11 protein-coding genes, 1 pseudogene and 1 riboswitch are annotated in these 14,023 nt (G+C 72.7%); of the genes and pseudogenes, 6 read left to right on the forward strand and 6 right to left on the reverse strand.

The window, feature by feature from the left end; all coding sequences use genetic code 11:
* Nucleotides 1–122: 122 nt before the first annotated feature.
* Both ACIBG6_RS06365 and ACIBG6_RS06370 read left to right on the forward strand, forming a co-directional pair.
* Complete coding sequence (locus tag ACIBG6_RS06365; protein WP_399221400.1) at nt 123–977, forward strand: excalibur calcium-binding domain-containing protein; 855 nt, start codon at nt 123–125, stop codon at nt 975–977.
* Nucleotides 978–992: 15 nt separating this feature from the next.
* Nucleotides 993–1,103: pseudogene (locus tag ACIBG6_RS06370) on the forward strand (FAD-dependent monooxygenase); the annotation flags it as partial.
* Nucleotides 1,104–1,107: 4 nt separating this feature from the next.
* On the opposite strand, the gene ACIBG6_RS06375 reads toward ACIBG6_RS06370, so the two are convergent.
* Nucleotides 1,108–1,944, reverse strand: coding sequence for a ketose-bisphosphate aldolase (locus ACIBG6_RS06375; RefSeq protein ID WP_399221401.1), 837 nt, complete (start codon nt 1,942–1,944; stop codon nt 1,108–1,110).
* Between the two features lie 54 nt (nt 1,945–1,998).
* Entirely contained in the window at nt 1,999–2,922 is a 924-nt protein-coding gene (locus ACIBG6_RS06380; protein ID WP_399221403.1) for an SIS domain-containing protein, read from the reverse strand.
* 150 nt (nt 2,923–3,072) lie between these two features.
* On the opposite strand from ACIBG6_RS06380, the gene ACIBG6_RS06385 reads away from it, so the two are divergent.
* Both ACIBG6_RS06385 and ACIBG6_RS06390 read left to right on the forward strand, forming a co-directional pair.
* Nucleotides 3,073–3,876, forward strand: coding sequence for a DeoR/GlpR family DNA-binding transcription regulator (locus ACIBG6_RS06385; protein ID WP_399221404.1), 804 nt, complete (start codon nt 3,073–3,075; stop codon nt 3,874–3,876).
* 184 nt (nt 3,877–4,060) lie between these two features.
* Complete coding sequence (locus tag ACIBG6_RS06390) at nt 4,061–6,085, forward strand: phosphocholine-specific phospholipase C (RefSeq protein WP_399221405.1); 2,025 nt, start codon at nt 4,061–4,063, stop codon at nt 6,083–6,085.
* 36 nt (nt 6,086–6,121) lie between these two features.
* Here the strand turns inward: ACIBG6_RS06390 and ACIBG6_RS06395 are convergent, their stop codons facing one another.
* A complete protein-coding gene (locus ACIBG6_RS06395) occupies nt 6,122–6,775 on the reverse strand; it encodes a hypothetical protein (protein ID WP_399221406.1) in 654 nt (217 codons plus the stop codon).
* Nucleotides 6,776–7,143: 368 nt separating this feature from the next.
* Nucleotides 7,144–7,328, forward strand: a riboswitch (cyclic di-AMP (ydaO/yuaA leader).
* Between the two features lie 5 nt (nt 7,329–7,333).
* Here ACIBG6_RS06395 and ACIBG6_RS06400 point away from each other — a divergent pair.
* Nucleotides 7,334–8,251 carry a transglycosylase SLT domain-containing protein gene (locus ACIBG6_RS06400; protein WP_399221407.1) on the forward strand — a complete coding sequence of 306 codons (918 nt, stop codon included), beginning with the start codon at nt 7,334–7,336 and terminating at the stop codon, nt 8,249–8,251.
* Here ACIBG6_RS06400 and ACIBG6_RS06405 read toward each other — a convergent pair.
* The 3 genes from ACIBG6_RS06405 to ACIBG6_RS06415 all read right to left on the reverse strand — a co-directional run bounded on the left by ACIBG6_RS06405 (nt 8,245) and on the right by ACIBG6_RS06415 (nt 11,137).
* Nucleotides 8,245–9,531, reverse strand: a complete 1,287-nt coding sequence (locus tag ACIBG6_RS06405) for a phosphoribosyltransferase family protein (protein ID WP_399221408.1) — start codon at nt 9,529–9,531, stop codon at nt 8,245–8,247. The genes ACIBG6_RS06400 and ACIBG6_RS06405 overlap by 7 nt on opposite strands.
* Before the next feature lie 102 nt (nt 9,532–9,633).
* Nucleotides 9,634–10,230: a hypothetical protein gene (locus ACIBG6_RS06410; protein WP_399221409.1), complete on the reverse strand. Its 597-nt coding sequence runs from the start codon at nt 10,228–10,230 to the stop codon at nt 9,634–9,636.
* A 142-nt stretch (nt 10,231–10,372) separates the two neighbouring features.
* Nucleotides 10,373–11,137: an alpha/beta fold hydrolase gene (locus ACIBG6_RS06415; protein WP_399221411.1), complete on the reverse strand. Its 765-nt coding sequence runs from the start codon at nt 11,135–11,137 to the stop codon at nt 10,373–10,375.
* A 195-nt stretch (nt 11,138–11,332) separates the two neighbouring features.
* Between ACIBG6_RS06415 and ACIBG6_RS06420 the strand changes: the two genes are divergently transcribed.
* The gene (locus ACIBG6_RS06420) at nt 11,333–13,903 is read left to right on the forward strand and encodes a SpoIIE family protein phosphatase (RefSeq protein WP_399221412.1); all 2,571 of its coding nucleotides are present in this window, start codon (nt 11,333–11,335) and stop codon (nt 13,901–13,903) included.
* Nucleotides 13,904–14,023 lie beyond the last annotated feature (120 nt).

The following is a 14,023-nucleotide window of genomic DNA, read 5'->3' on the forward strand; positions in this document are numbered from 1 at the left end:
ACTGGCCGCACCCCTGGAGCCGGGAGTCGGGCGAGGGTCAATCCGCGGAAAGGGCGGAGAGGGCGTGAACGTCTTGTGTAGGTTGAGCGCCGCTCAGTTCGCCTCGCCCGTGGAGAGACCCGATGACGCAACCGCCGCCGCCCGGCTACGGCCAGCCGTACGGCCACCCGCCGTTTCCACCCCGTTTCCCCTCGCCCGTACGACGGTGGTGGCAGCATCCGGCACTCGTCGTCACGGCCCTGGTCGTCTTCCCGCCCGGCGGCATAGCCCTGACATGGCTCACCCGGTGGAGCCCGGCGAAGAAGATCGTCGCGACGGTCCTCGCGTTCCTCTGGTTCCTGTCCCCCTTCCTCCTTGTCGACCCGCCGAAGGAGCCGACGGACGACGCGAAGGCCACACCTCGGCCCACCGCCACGCGGACCGCCACCACCACTCCGCCGGCGTCGACGTCACCTTCACCCTCACCCTCGAAGAGCGAGGCGGCGACGATGCCGACGCTCGTCGGAGGCACCTACACGGCAGCCGAGCCACTGCTCACCAAGAACCTGGGCCGCGCGTACGCCGTCTACAAGGACGTGAAACTCCCGGCCGCGTACGGCACCTGGCTCGTCTGCTTCCAGCGACCGTCCGCCGGTGAACCGGTCTCGTCGATGGTGCCCGTGGTGTATCTGACCGCACCGGATGTCCCGTGTCCCGCCGCGCCCGACACGGTGCTCCACAAGCCCACTCCGAAGCCGACCACGAAGCCGACGCAGCGGCCGACGCCGACTCCTTCCCGCACGACGGCGCCCACCCGGACGCCCACTCCCACCCGTACGCCGGCGCCCACGCCGACCGAGGACGGCAGCGGTGGCGGCAGCGTCTACTACCGGAACTGCACGGCGGTCCGCGCCGCCGGCGCCGATCCCATCCGCGTGGGTGAGCCCGGCTACGGCCGTCACCTCGACCGCGACGGTGATGGCGTGGCCTGCGAGTAGGCAATCGCCGTCGCGCCCCTGCCCTCCTTCGTCGCCGGCCGCGTCGCCCTCCTCGGCGACGCGGCGCACGCCATGACCCCCCACCTCGGCCAGGGCGCCTGCCAGGCACTGGAGGACGCGGCCACCCCCGTCAGGCCGGGGACAGGACCGTCAGGAGGTGCGAGACCTCCTGGGCGACCGCCGTGCGGGCCGGGGTCAGGTAATGGCGGGGGTCGAACGCGGTGGGGTGCTCGGCCAGGTGGGTACGGATCGCCTGTGTGAAGGCCTTGTTCAGATGGGTGGAGACGTTCACCTTCGTCATGCCCGCCGCGATCGCCGCCGCGAGGTCCGCGTCCGAGACGCCCGAGGAGCCGTGCAGGACGAGCGGCGTGTCGACCGCCGCGCGCAGGCGGGCGATCAGCTCGAAGTCGAGGACCGCGTCCCGGGTCAGCATCTGGTGGGCGCTGCCGACCGCGACGGCGAGCGCGTCGACTCCGGTGGCGGTCACGAACGCGAGGGCCTCGTCGGGGTCGGTGCGCACACCCGGCGTGTGGGCGCCGCCCTTGCCGCCGATCTCCCCCAGCTCGGCCTCCACCCAGACGCCGTGGTGATGGCAGTGCTCCACGACCTCGCGGGTCGCCGCCACGTTGTCCGCGTACGGCAGCTTGGAGGCGTCGAACATCACCGAGCCGAGGCCGAGCGCGACGGCCTCGCGGACGAGGTCGGGGTTCTCGGCGTGGTCGAGGTGGACCGCGACGGGCACCTTCGCGGCCCTGGCGACGGCGAGGGACGCGAGGGCGACCGGCTCCAGAGCACCGTGGTAGCGGACCGTGTTCTCGCTGATCTGGAGGACGACCGGGCGGTCGGCGGCCTCCGCGCCGGCGACGATGGCCTGCGCGTGTTCGAGCTGGAGGACGTTGAACGCCCCCACCCCGGTCCCGGCCGCGCGGGCCCGGCGGACGATCTCGTCGGTCGGCGTCAGTGGCATGGTCCTGCTTCCTGGGAGTCGGTGGGCTCGGGGCGGTCAGGCATGGTGGTGCGGTCAGGCATGGTGGTCGGCCAGGACCACGGAACGGGTCAGGTTCCGGGGGGTGTCGGGGTTGAGACCCTGGGCCTCGGCCACCGCCACCGCCAGGCGCTGAGCCCGGATCAGGTCCGCGAGCGGGTCGAGATCGCTCTCGACGACCGTGCCGCCGACCTTGCGCACCTCGTCCGCGAGGCCCACGGGGAGCGTGCCGAAGCCCCACGCGACGCGCCCGGGGCCGGTGATGCTGATCGGGCCGTGCCGGTACTCCATCGCCGGGTACGACTCCGTCCACGCCCCGGCCGCCTCCCGCATCTTCAGCCCGGCCTCCAGGGCGAGGCCGTAGGTCCAGCCGGTGCCGAGGAAGGTGAACTGCTCGGCGGTGAGGACCGCGTCGTCGAGCGGAACGGCGACGGCACGCTCGGCGTCCTCCGCGGCCTCCGCGAGGGGCCTTACGCCGGCGGGCAGGGCGTCCTCGGACTCCAGGTGCGCGCGGAACAGGGCGAGCGCCGTGGTCGCGAAGCGGGTCTGGACGACGGACTCCTCGTCCGCGAAGTCCAGGACGGCGACCTCGTCCGCGAGGTCCATCACGGGGGTCGTGGGGTCGGCGGTGAGCGCGCCGGTGGGCACGTCGCCGCGCAGCCGGGAGAGGACGGCCAGCACCTCACTGGTCGTACCGGAGCGGGTGATGGCCACGACACGGTCGTAGCGGCGGCCGTAAGGGAACTCGGAGGCCGCGAAGGCGTCGGTCTCGCCGTGGCCGCCGGCCTCGCGCAGCTCGGCGTAGGCCAGGGCCATGAACCAGGAGGTGCCACAGCCGATCACGGCGACGCGCTCGCCCCGACGGGGCAGGGCGGCGGTGTGCTGGGGAAGGGTGCGGGCCGCCTGGCGCCAGGTGGCCGGCTGGGAGGCGATCTCCACGGCGGTGCGTGAGGTGGTCATGCAGGACTCCTTGCAAGAAGAGTGCGCGATGATTGATCGAAGATGCGTGAAGGTGGACTCATTCAAGCAGATGTGCGCATTGCGCTGCCAGGGTTGACGCGCGCCGACGGATAGAATCGGACGCGCGCACGATCGGGAGGGGATGGGCCGATGTCCAAGCACGAGCGGTGGAACGCACTCCTGGAGCTGCTCGCGGCCTCGGGGAAGGTCGAGGTGGAGGAGGCGGCGACCGCGCTGGAGGTCTCCGCCGCCACGATCCGCCGGGACCTCGACGAACTCGCCGAGCAGCAGCTGCTCGTACGGACGCGGGGCGGGGCGGTCGCGCACGGCGTGTCGTACGAGCTGCCGCTCCGCTACAAGTCCACACGGCACGCCTCGGAGAAGCAGCGGATCGCCGCGGCGGCGGCCGATCTGGTGACCCCCGGAGAGGTCGTCGGGCTCAACGGCGGCACGACGACGACGGAGGTGGCGCGGGCGCTCGCGCTGCGGTTCGCGAGCGGCCGGGCGGAGTCGCCGGGCGCGGGCGCGGCCGGGCCCGCCCTGACCGTGGTCACCAACGCGCTCAACATCGCCGGCGAGCTGGCGGTGCGCCCACAGATCAAGATCGTCACGACGGGCGGGGTGGCGCGCCCGCAGACGTACGAGCTGGTCGGCCCGCTGACCGTCGGCGTGCTCAACGAGGTCGTGCTCGACGTCGTGATCCTCGGGGTCGACGGCGTCGACGCCGAGCTGGGCGTGATGGCCCACCACGAGGACGAGGCGAGCATCAGCCGGCTGTTCGCCCAGCGGTCGAGCCGGGTCGTCGTCGTGACCGACTCCTCCAAGATGGGCCGCCGCGCGTTCGCCCGCATCTGCGGTCTGGACCGGATCGACCTCCTGGTCACCGACACCGACATCTCCGCGGAGGCCACGGCTCAGCTGACGGAGGCCGGGGTGAAGGTCGTCACCGTCTGACCGAGGCGGACCTACGGAACCTCAGCCTTATTGGTATGAGGTCGGACCAATCTCCACACCGGCGTTCCATGGCCCTGGGCTGTTAACCCAGGAATTACTGCACGGCCGTATACCTTTAAGCTCCCCTCCCCCATCATGGCTCCCGACGTGCCGCGCGGGCACGCCGTGACAGGAGAGGCGGGGCATGCTTCCCATCAGCCGCAGGGGATTCGTCGGTATCGGCGCGGGGCTCGTCGCCGGGGCGGCGCTGCCGACCGGCCGTGCGTCGGCCGCCGCGCGTGCCGCGACCGGCACGCTCACCGACGTCCGGCACGTCGTGATCCTCATGCAGGAGAACCGCAGCTTCGACCACTACTTCGGCACCCTGCGCGGCGTACGGGGCTTCGGCGACCGCGCCGCCGGCAATCTGCCCGGCGGCTGGGGCATGTTCAACCAGCCCAACTGGGGCGGCCGCCAGTACCCGTGGAAGCTCAGCGACACCCCGCCCGCGGGCGGGGTCGACGGCGAGACCCTCGCGCAGTGCAACGGCGACCTGCCCCACAGCTGGACCTCGCAGCACGCGGCCTGGAACAAGGGCCGGATGGACAACTGGGTCATGGGCGTGGGCAACACGCGGACGCTCGGTCATCTCGACCGCGAGGACATCCCCTTCCACCACGCGCTCGCCGACCACTACACGATCTGCGACGCGTACTTCTGCTCGGCGCTGAGCGCCACCGGTCCGAACCGGACGTTCCTGTGGAGCGGAAAGATCGACGGCTCCAGCAAGGACGGGGGCGACGAGTCGGGGCTGACCTGGGAGACGTACGCGGAGGCACTCCAGCGGGCCGGGGTGAGTTGGAAGGTCTACCAGAACGCTCAGGACAACTACGGCGACAACGGTCTCGCGTACTTCAAGAAGTTCACCGACGCCCGCCCCGGCGACCCGCTGTACGACCGGGGCATGGGCTCCGTCCCCAAGGTCACCGGATCGACACCTGACGACATCGCCGCGGCCATCCGCGCCGACGTCGTGGCGGGCACGCTGCCGCAGGTGTCGTGGGTGGTGGCGAGCGAGGCGTTCTCCGAGCACCCGTACGCGCCGCCCGGGGACGGCGCCCACTTCGTCGACCTCGTCTACCGCGCGCTGGCCGCCGACTCCGAAGTCTTCGACTCGACGGTGCTGTTCCTCAACTACGACGAGAACGACGGGTTCTTCGACCACGTGCCGCCGCCGGTCGCTCCGCCCGGGACGCCGGGCGAGTACCTGGACGGCGTGCCGATCGGGCTGGGCTTCCGCGTGCCCATGATTGTCATGTCCCCGTGGACCCGGGGCGGTTGGGTGAGCTCCGAGGTCTTCGACCACACCTCCGTCCTCCGCTTCATGGAGACCTGGACGGCGGCTCTCGGCACACCGGCCACCTGTCCGAACATCAGCGCCTGGCGGCGCCGGGTGACGGGCGACCTGACGAGCGTCTTCGACTTCGCCCACCCGGTGTACGGAGTGCCCGCCGGCCTCCCGTCCACGGCGAAGGTGATCGGCCAGGCCACCTGCGGCCCGCTGCCGAACCCGGCACCGCAGAACAACGCCCAGCCCGCGCAGGAGTCCGGCACCCGCCCGGCGCGCGCCCTGCCGTACCAGGTGAACGGCAACCTCGACCGGTTCGAGTTCGGTGCCGCCGGCAAGATCCTGGCCTGGTTCTCGATGACGAACCAGGGAGTGGAGGCCAAGCAGGCGGCGCACTTCTCGATCCATCCGCACCAGCACCGCGACACGGCGGCCTGGCAGTACACGGTCGACGCGGGCGGCACGGCCTCCGACTACTTCAACATCGGGCTCGGGTCGGGCTCCGGGAAGTACGACATCTCGATGATGGGACCCAACCGCTTCCTGCGGCGCTTCATCGGCGACGCGTCCAAGGCCGGCAAGGCCGTGGAGGTCGCGGCCCGGTTCGCACCGGAGGCGGGGACGGGCCGGACGGCCCTGTGGTTCAGGATGACCAACACCTCCGCGGCGCCGGTGACGTTCACGATCCGCTCGAACGCCTACCGCACGGACGGACCGTGGACCTACACGGTCCCGGCGAACTCCAGCCGCGAGGACTTCTTCAACGCGGTGGCCTACCACGGCGGCTGGTACGACTTCACGATCCTCGCCGACATCGACGGGACCTGGTCACGTCGGTACACCGGCCACATCGAGACCGGCGCCCCGAGCGTCACCGGCTGAACCCCCACGCACGCCTGCCGGTGACACCGGCAGGCGTCAGCGGCCGGCGTGCGCGGCGCGGCGGATCGTCGCGTCGAGGAGGCCCACCGCCTCGGCGGCCGTACGGCCGGGGGCCCGGTTCCACGGACCGATCAGCTCGCCCCATCCCTGCGACCGGAGCTCGGTCATGATCCAGGCGGCCGCCTCGTTCATGGTGTCCGCGCTGCCGTAGCCGAGGCGGTGGGCGGCGAGGAGCGCGCCGCAGACACAGCGCGCTCCCCGCGCGTCGCGCAGCTTGTACGGGGCGTTCTGCCAGCCCCACTCCGTGAGCACCAGCCGCGCGTAGCCGAGGTGGACCGAGGGGCGCAGCTCGGGGCGGCCGATCCGGCGCCAGGCGTGCAGTCGGTCCGGGAGGACGGCTCCGATACGACCGGGGAGCGTGCGCTCGGCGGCGGCCGGCGGCGGGAGCGCGTCGAGCGCGTCGGCCACGAGCCGGTCCACGGACACGGTGAGGAGGGCCCGCCAGTCGGCGGGCTCGGGCGTCCGCTCCGGCGCGATGGCCGGTCGAGTGGGCGCCCGTCCAGCGGAGCCCGGTCGAGTGGGGGCGGTCCAGTCGGTGACGATCCGCTGCCAGGTGGCGCTCTCGAAGAGAACGGCCGCCTCGCGGTCGAGGGTGTCCGGGCTGAGCGGGGTGGTGGAGGTGGTCGGCATCCGGGTGGCTCCTGAGTCGGGTGACTCCATCTTTCAAGAAGAATGTCCGGTTTGCGACTTTTACCCGCACCAGGCGCGCCCTGCCCACGCCCGGCGCGGACGAACAGCCCAGCACGGATAATTTCCGCCCATTTACTCACCAACGGAATTACATCGCATATTCGGACATTACTCACCTGGTGACGCGCTTCACTTCCTCTCGCCCCCGCCAGACACCCGTACACCCGCAGGCCGTACCGCACACGGAAGTTCACCGCATCCCGAGCCCGATCGATCTTGAATTCCCTGAATTCGGAGATCCAATTCCGGGCGCGGACGATCAGATCCTCTTGTTATCCGCCGCAATGCTGGCCTACGGTCACCCCCATTCGAGCGGAACGCCTAATCCTGCCGCCGCCCGAAAACACCTCCCTTTCACCCGACGGCAGGAGCGGGGGACCCACGAATTCGCCGGTCCGGAATCCGGAACGGCTCGGGGTGCAGCCGCGTGTGCGCGGCCGGACATCTCCCGTCCGAACCCGACAGCTCACCCCGCAGGCGCCGGAGAGGACATCCGTCATGCCTGCACACGGTAAGCACCGCCGCCCCCGTCGCCGCACCGTCTCCCGCGGTCTCGCACTCGCCGGCACGGGCGGGGCCGCCCTGGCCCTGCCGCTGGTCGTTCCCGCCACGGCCGGCGCCGAGACCGTTTCGGCCGCACCGAAGATCGCCGCGCAGCCCTTCGCCGGGCACTCCTTCGCGGCGCACCCCGCCGCCGCTCCGGCTGCCGCTCCCTCGGCCCCCGCCGCCGCTCGCACGTACACCGTCGTGAGTGGCGACTCGCTTTCCCTGATCGCCCAGAAGAAGGGAATTCAGGGCGGCTGGAAGTCGATTTACCGGGCCAACAAGTCCGTGGTGGGTGACAATCCGTCACTCATTCACCCCGGTCTCGAACTGACGATTCGTCGGGATTCCGCGAAGCCCGCCCCGAAGCCCGCGAAGGCCGCTCCGGCGTCCGCGACCACGCAGAAGAAGAGCTCCGCGACCACGGAGCGGGCGAGCCGCTCCGAGCGCCGTGCCGCGGCCCCGGCCGCCGCATCGGGTGCCTCCGCCGCGCAGGCGGCGCCCGCCGCCGCGCCCGCCGTCAAGGCCGCCCCGGTCGCCGCCACCCAGTACGCCGACAACCTCGACGGCTGGATCCGGCAGTCGCTGGACATCATGGCCCAGCGCGGCATCCCCGGCTCGTACGACGGAATCCACCGCAACGTGATGCGCGAGTCCTCCGGCAACCCCCGGGCCATCAACCTCTGGGACTCGAACGCCGTGGCCGGCACCCCCTCGAAGGGCCTGCTCCAGGTCATCCAGCCGACCTTCGACGCCTACCACGTGCCGGGCACGTCCACGGACCTGTTCGACCCGGTCGCCAACATCACGGCCGCCTGCAACTACGCGGCGGACCGTTACGGCTCCATCGACAACGTCAACGGGGCCTACTGACCCCGGAACCACTCGGCGAACCAGTCCGTGGCGAGCTCCGCCACCTCCTCCAGGGCGCCCGGCTCCTCGAAGAGGTGGGTGGCCCCGGGGACGACGGTCAGCCGGTTCTCGCAGCGCAGCAGGGCCTGAGCGCGGCGGTTGAGGTCCAGCACGAGCGCGTCCCGGCCACCCACCACCAGGAGGGTCGGGGCGCGCACCCGGGCCAGGTGATCGCCCGCCAGGTCGGGCCGGCCACCGCGTGAGACGACGGCGGCGACGCCGGAACCGGGATCGGCCGCCGCCCACAGCGCGGCGGCCGCGCCGGTACTCGCCCCGAAGTAGCCCAGCGGCAGTCCGCCGCCCTCGGGGTGCCCGGCCAGCCAGTCCGTGGCGCTCGCCAGCCGTCCCGCGAGCAGCGGGGTGTCGAAGACGTGGGCCCGGTCGGTCGCCTCGGCCTCGGTCAGCAGGTCGAACAGCAGCGTCCCGAGACCGGCCCGGTTCAGGGCCGTCGCGACCGCGCGGTTCCGCGGGCTGTGCCGGCTGCTGCCGCTTCCGTGGGCGAAGAGGACGATGCCGGTCGCGCCGTCGGGGACGGCGAGCCGTCCGGCGAGGGTGGCGCCGGTCGCCGGGATCCGGACGTCCGTGTCCCGGACGATGGGGTCGCGCGCGGCCCGGCTGCGGGCGAGGCAGTCGAGCACCTCCGCGTCGGACGTCTGCGAGAAGTCGCGGTAGAACTGGCCGATCGCGTAGAAGAAGTCGGGCTCACGGACGCTGACGGTCTCGTCGGCCTCGCCCCCGAGGCGGGCGGTCCAGCCGGGCGGTGCGACCGGGACCGCGAGGACGATCCGCGCGGCGCCCTTGGCCCGTACGACCCGGCACGCGGCCAGCGCCGTCGCGCCCGTGGCGAGCCCGTCGTCGACGATGACGACCGTCCTGCCGTCGAGCGGCACGGGCGGGCGGCTGCCCCGGTAACGGTGCGTGCGCTCTTCGAGCTCGACGTGCTCGCGCTCCTCCACGGCCGCGAGGTCCCGCTCGCCCACGCCGGTCTCGCGCAGCACCTGTTCGTTGAGGACGCGTACGCCGCCTTCCCCCAGTGCGCCCATCGCGAGCTCCGGCTGGTACGGCACCCCCAGTTTGCGCACGAGACAGATGTCGAGGGGCGCGTCGAGCGCGTCGGCGACCTGCGCGGCCACCGGGACGCCGCCGCGCGGGAGGCCCAGGACCACGACGTCCTGGCCCGTGAGGTGGTCGAGACGGGCGGCCAGCTGCCGGCCCGCGTCGGTGCGATCGCTGAAGTCCATGGTCCGCCGCCCTTCCGCACGCGGCCCGGGCGCCAGGAGGAACGGTGTGTCCCGTCCCCTGCCCGTCTCTCCAGGGTAGACGGATCGCCCCGGCGGGACAGGTCAGCGGGACTGCAGGGCGTCCAGGGCGACGGCCTGGGCTATCGCGAGCCGCCGGTCGAACTCCGGGTCGGCTATGTCCACGACGTACCGGTCGCGTACTCCGAAGCGCTTCTCGACGGACATGACGTGCCGTCCGGCCTCGGCGAAGTCGAAGTGGTACGGCACGACGAAGGGGAGCAGCTCCGTGAAGGGGAGGAACTCCCAGCCGCGCCGCAGGATCCCCACGGTCCGGTTCCGCTCCTGTCCGGTGGTCTCCTGGGCCTCCCCTTCCCGGTTCAGGTGCCAGGTGCTGCGCAGCAGGGACGCGCCGAAGTCCTTGCGGAAGCCGCCCAGCCGCGTGCCGGAGGCGCCGTGGACGTCGTACGTCGCGCCGAGGTCGATGACCTGTCGGGCCCGGAAGGTGAAGAGGACCTGGCGCCGGGACTCGTCGGTGTAGAAGGTGACGTGCTCCTTGAGGGCCATCCGCTTCTGGTGGGCGAAGGCGACCAGTTCGGCCTCCTCGCCGTCCGGGCCCATGGTGTGCACCAGATAGCGGTTGGCCATCAGGGTGACCTTCTGCCGCACCAGGAAGCGGTGCTGCGATTGTGCGAGGCCCATCGGTTGTGCTCCTGCCGGTCCTGGACGGTCCGTCGGTGACCGTCCCGTGGGGGTGTGAGCACGATGATCCGACGCGGCGCGGGCCCGCCGCTGTCCTCGAAAGTCGTCGGTGCCGACGACCTTCGGATGGCGGAAGGTCCCGTCAGGCGGCGAGAAACGCCTCGATGGCCTCGGCGAGGGCCTGCGGTGTCTCCTCGGGGGCGTAATGGCCGGCGTCCTTGAGCACGTGGAGGCGCGCGTTCGGGTACCAGCGCAGCCAGGTGGCCTCCATCGCCTCCGTACCGAGCGCGGGATCGTGGGCGCCGACGACGAGGAGGACGGGGGTGGGGTTGTCGCGGACGCGCTCGTGGAAGTCGGGGCCGGACCAGGAGTCCAGATAGGCCCGGAAGGCCGTCGCCGAGGAGCGGCTGACGGAGCGCTCGACGAGGGCGCTCAGCCAGGCGTCGTCGTACCGGCCGCCCGTGGTGTTGTCGATGATCGCGCGCCGGTTCGCCGGGGCGTCGGCGGCGCCGGCGAACAAGTCCCAGGTCTCCCCGTCGAGCGGGAACCCCGCGGCGGAGACGGGTGAGATGCCGATGAGGGAGCGGACCCGGTCGGGCGCGTCGAGGAGCATCAGCTGCGCCGCCTTGCCGCCCATCGAGTGCCCGATGACGGAGAACGAGTCCCAGCCGAGGTCGTCGGCGACGGCGAGGGCGTCGGCGGCGGTCTCCTCCATCGTGAAGTCGCCGTCGATGTCCCGGGCCTCGCCGTAGCCCCGACAGTCGACGAAGGCGTACGTGCCGGCGGCGTCGTCGAGATGGTCGCGCAGCGGGGCGAAACTGGTGCGGTCGCCGAACCAGTTGTGGAGGACGAGGGCCCGGCCCGGGCCTTCGCCTTGAACGTCGTACGGAAGAACCCGGCCCGTCATCGTGCCCCCTGGCAGCGAGGTGGCGGCGCCGCGCGTCGACGGCGGCGCCGGTGGTGGTCGACGACCGAGTGTGACGGTGCGAGCGCGTGTGGTCAACAAGGCGGGGCGGGCACGGACCATGTTCCGGTCGCTCGGGCGGCGTCTCGGGCCGTGCCCGGGATGCGGGGGCTTTCATGACAGGGGCATCCTGGCTGTGTGACCTCGCACGGCACGTCCGGCCCCGGCCCGGCGGGCGGTACCGGGCGCCCGTCCGGGACCGGGGCTGCCGACGGGCCCGCTTCGGGTGCGCTGACGCGGGTGCTCGCGGAGGCCGCGCTGCGGACCGTCGAGGCGGTCGGCGGGTACGCGGGCGGCGTGTACCTGCGGTCGGAGACGCCGGGTCTGCTCCGGCTCGCGGTCCTCGTGGGGCTGCCGGGGCCGCTGTTCCGCCCGTGGTGGCGGATGCATACGAACCGGCCGTTCCCGGTGGCGGAGGTCCACCGCTCGGGGCAGGCCGTCCATCTCGCCGACGTCGACGACGCGATGCGGCGGTTCCCCCAACTGGTCGCGAGCCTGCCGTTCCCCTTCGCCTCGCTGTACGCCCCCGTCGTCGCGGGCCGCGAGCGGTTCGGGGTGCTCGTGGTGCTGCGGGCGCCGAGACCGGGCGAGGGCGTGAGCGCGCGCGACCGCGCCCGCATGACCAGCGACGCCCTCCGGCTCGGCGAGTCGCTGACCTCCCTCACGACTCACGGGACCGTGGCCGAGTGGACCGGCGACCCCGTGTGCGTGCAGCTGTCCTCCGCTTCCGCGCCGCCCGTGCGCTTCGGTTCCTTCGACTGGGACCTGGACACGGGCACGGTCACCATGGACGGCGGGCTGCGGGAGATCCTCGGGGCCGGGGTGACCTCGCCCTGCTCCATCGAGGTGCTCACGTCCCGGCTGGACGCGGAGGACGCGTACGCGCTCTGGGCGGCGGCGCTGCAGGCCACGGGCGAGGACGGACGGCCTACCGTGCGCCGGATCCGGCTGAAGGGCCCGGACGGCGGGCTGCACCTCCTGGAGGTGTCGGCCACTGCCCGGCAGGAGCCGGCGGAGCGGGCCGGAGGTCCGCCGCGGACCGGCGGCCGGCTTTCGGGCACGCTCGTCGACCTGGGGACGGGTCTGGTCGGTTCGGACGCCACGGACCGGCTGCCGCGGGCGATCCTGGCGATCGACCGGCTGGGCCGGATCACGTACCTCAACGAACGCACGGAGCGGCTGCTCGGCCGGCCGCGCGGAGCGCTCGCCGGGCGGCCCCTCTGGGAGGCGCTGCCGTGGTTCGGCCTCCCCTTCCACGAGGAGCAGCTCCGGGCCGCGATGCTGTCCGACGAACCGGTGCGCTTCCTGGCCCGTCCGGAGCGGGGCCGGTGGCTCACGGTCTCCCTGCATCCGGGACGGGACGGCGTGACCATGGTCCTCGTTCCGGAGGAGGACCTCACCGGTCCCGACGCGGCTCCGGGCAGCGCAGACGGGGCGCGCGGTCCGAACCGTCCGCAGCCGGCGACGGACGACGACGTCGAGGGCCGCGGCGACCGGGCGGCGGCCCTGTACCGGCCGGTGGCGCTGGCGATCGCCCTCTCGGAGGCCGTGACGGCCCGCCAGGTGTCGGCCGTGGTGACGGAGGAGCTGCTGCCGGCCTTCGGCGGACGGCAGCTGGCGATCTACCTGCTGAGCGACCGGCGCCTCTACCTCGCCTGGGAGACGGGCTTCCCGCCGGGCTTCCTCGAACCCTTCGACGGGGTCACGCTGGACTCCCGGATGCCGGGGGTGGAGACGCTGACGACGGGCCGGCCGCTCTTCTTCGAGTCGATGGACCAGCTGAGGCTGGCGTACCCGGAGCTCCCGCTCGACACCCATACGGGGGCTCGGGCCTTCCTGCCGCTGATCGCCTCGGGACGGCCGGTGGGTTCCTGCATTCTCGGCTTCGACCGGCCGCGCACGTTCAGCGCGGAGGAGCGGACCGTGCTCACCGCCCTCGCGGGCCTGATCGCGCAGGCGCTGTCCCGGGCGCAGCGGTACGACACGGAGTCGGCGGTCGCGCGGGGGCTCCAGGACGCGCTGCTGCCGCACCGGCTGCCGGTACGGGCCGGGGTGGAGACGGTCGGCCGCTATCTGCCAGGCACCGAGGGCATGGACGTGGGCGGCGACTGGTACGACGTGATCGAGACGGGGCACGACCGGCTGGCGCTCGTGATCGGCGACGTCCAGGGCCACGGGGTGGCTGCCGCGGCCACGATGGGGCAGCTGCGCAGCGCGGTACGGGCGTTCGCGCTGGGCGGCCATCGGCCACAGGACGTGATGCGGGGCACCAACCGGCTCCTCATCGACCTGGATCCCGGTCAGTTCGCGAGCTGCTGCTATGTGCTGCTCGACCCGGGGACGGGAGAGGCGCGGGCGGTACGGGCCGGGCATCCGCAGCCGCTGCTGCTGAGTCCGGGCGGGACGACGCGGCTGGTGGAGCTGGCGGGCGGGGTCGTGCTGGGGGTCGACGACCGTGCCTCGTATCCCGTGACGCGGTTGCGGCTCGCGCCCGGAGACGTCCTCGCGCTGTTCACGGACGGGCTGGTCGAGCGGCCCGGCACGGACATCGACGAAGGGATCGAGCGCCTGCGCCGGGCGCTCGCCTCGACGGGTTCGATGGCCCTCCCTGAGGCGGCGGACCGGCTGATCCGGGAGGCCCGGCAGGCCACGGCCAGGCCGGACGACATCGCGCTGCTGCTCGCGGCCCGCTGGCCCGAGCCCCGCTGAGCCCGGCACCTCCCCGACGGGACCGTCCGTCACCCGGTCGGGCCCGTGGCGCTGGTCGGCCGCCACGGGCCCGGCGAGGCTGGGGGTGCCGTGCCGTGCCGGATCAGGCCGGACGAGCCG

Source organism: Streptomyces sp. NPDC050842 (assembly GCF_044456565.1).
In the GTDB taxonomy this organism is placed as follows: Bacteria; Actinomycetota; Actinomycetes; order Streptomycetales; family Streptomycetaceae; genus Streptomyces.

Bases quoted from the DNA above. Each gene is read 5' to 3' on its own strand.
- ACIBG6_RS06390 (WP_399221405.1), top strand. From the start codon at position 4,061: ATGCTTCCCATCAGCCGCAGGGGATTCGTCGGTATCGGCGCGGGGCTC.
- ACIBG6_RS06375 (WP_399221401.1), bottom strand. From the start codon at position 1,944: ATGCCACTGACGCCGACCGACGAGATCGTCCGCCGGGCCCGCGCGGCC.
- ACIBG6_RS06405 (WP_399221408.1), bottom strand. From the start codon at position 9,531: ATGGACTTCAGCGATCGCACCGACGCGGGCCGGCAGCTGGCCGCCCGT.
- ACIBG6_RS06395 (WP_399221406.1), bottom strand. From the start codon at position 6,775: ATGCCGACCACCTCCACCACCCCGCTCAGCCCGGACACCCTCGACCGC.
- ACIBG6_RS06385 (WP_399221404.1), top strand. From the start codon at position 3,073: ATGTCCAAGCACGAGCGGTGGAACGCACTCCTGGAGCTGCTCGCGGCC.
- ACIBG6_RS06400 (WP_399221407.1), top strand. From the start codon at position 7,334: ATGCCTGCACACGGTAAGCACCGCCGCCCCCGTCGCCGCACCGTCTCC.
- ACIBG6_RS06365 (WP_399221400.1), top strand. From the start codon at position 123: ATGACGCAACCGCCGCCGCCCGGCTACGGCCAGCCGTACGGCCACCCG.
- ACIBG6_RS06380 (WP_399221403.1), bottom strand. From the start codon at position 2,922: ATGACCACCTCACGCACCGCCGTGGAGATCGCCTCCCAGCCGGCCACC.
- ACIBG6_RS06415 (WP_399221411.1), bottom strand. From the start codon at position 11,137: ATGACGGGCCGGGTTCTTCCGTACGACGTTCAAGGCGAAGGCCCGGGC.
- ACIBG6_RS06410 (WP_399221409.1), bottom strand. From the start codon at position 10,230: ATGGGCCTCGCACAATCGCAGCACCGCTTCCTGGTGCGGCAGAAGGTC.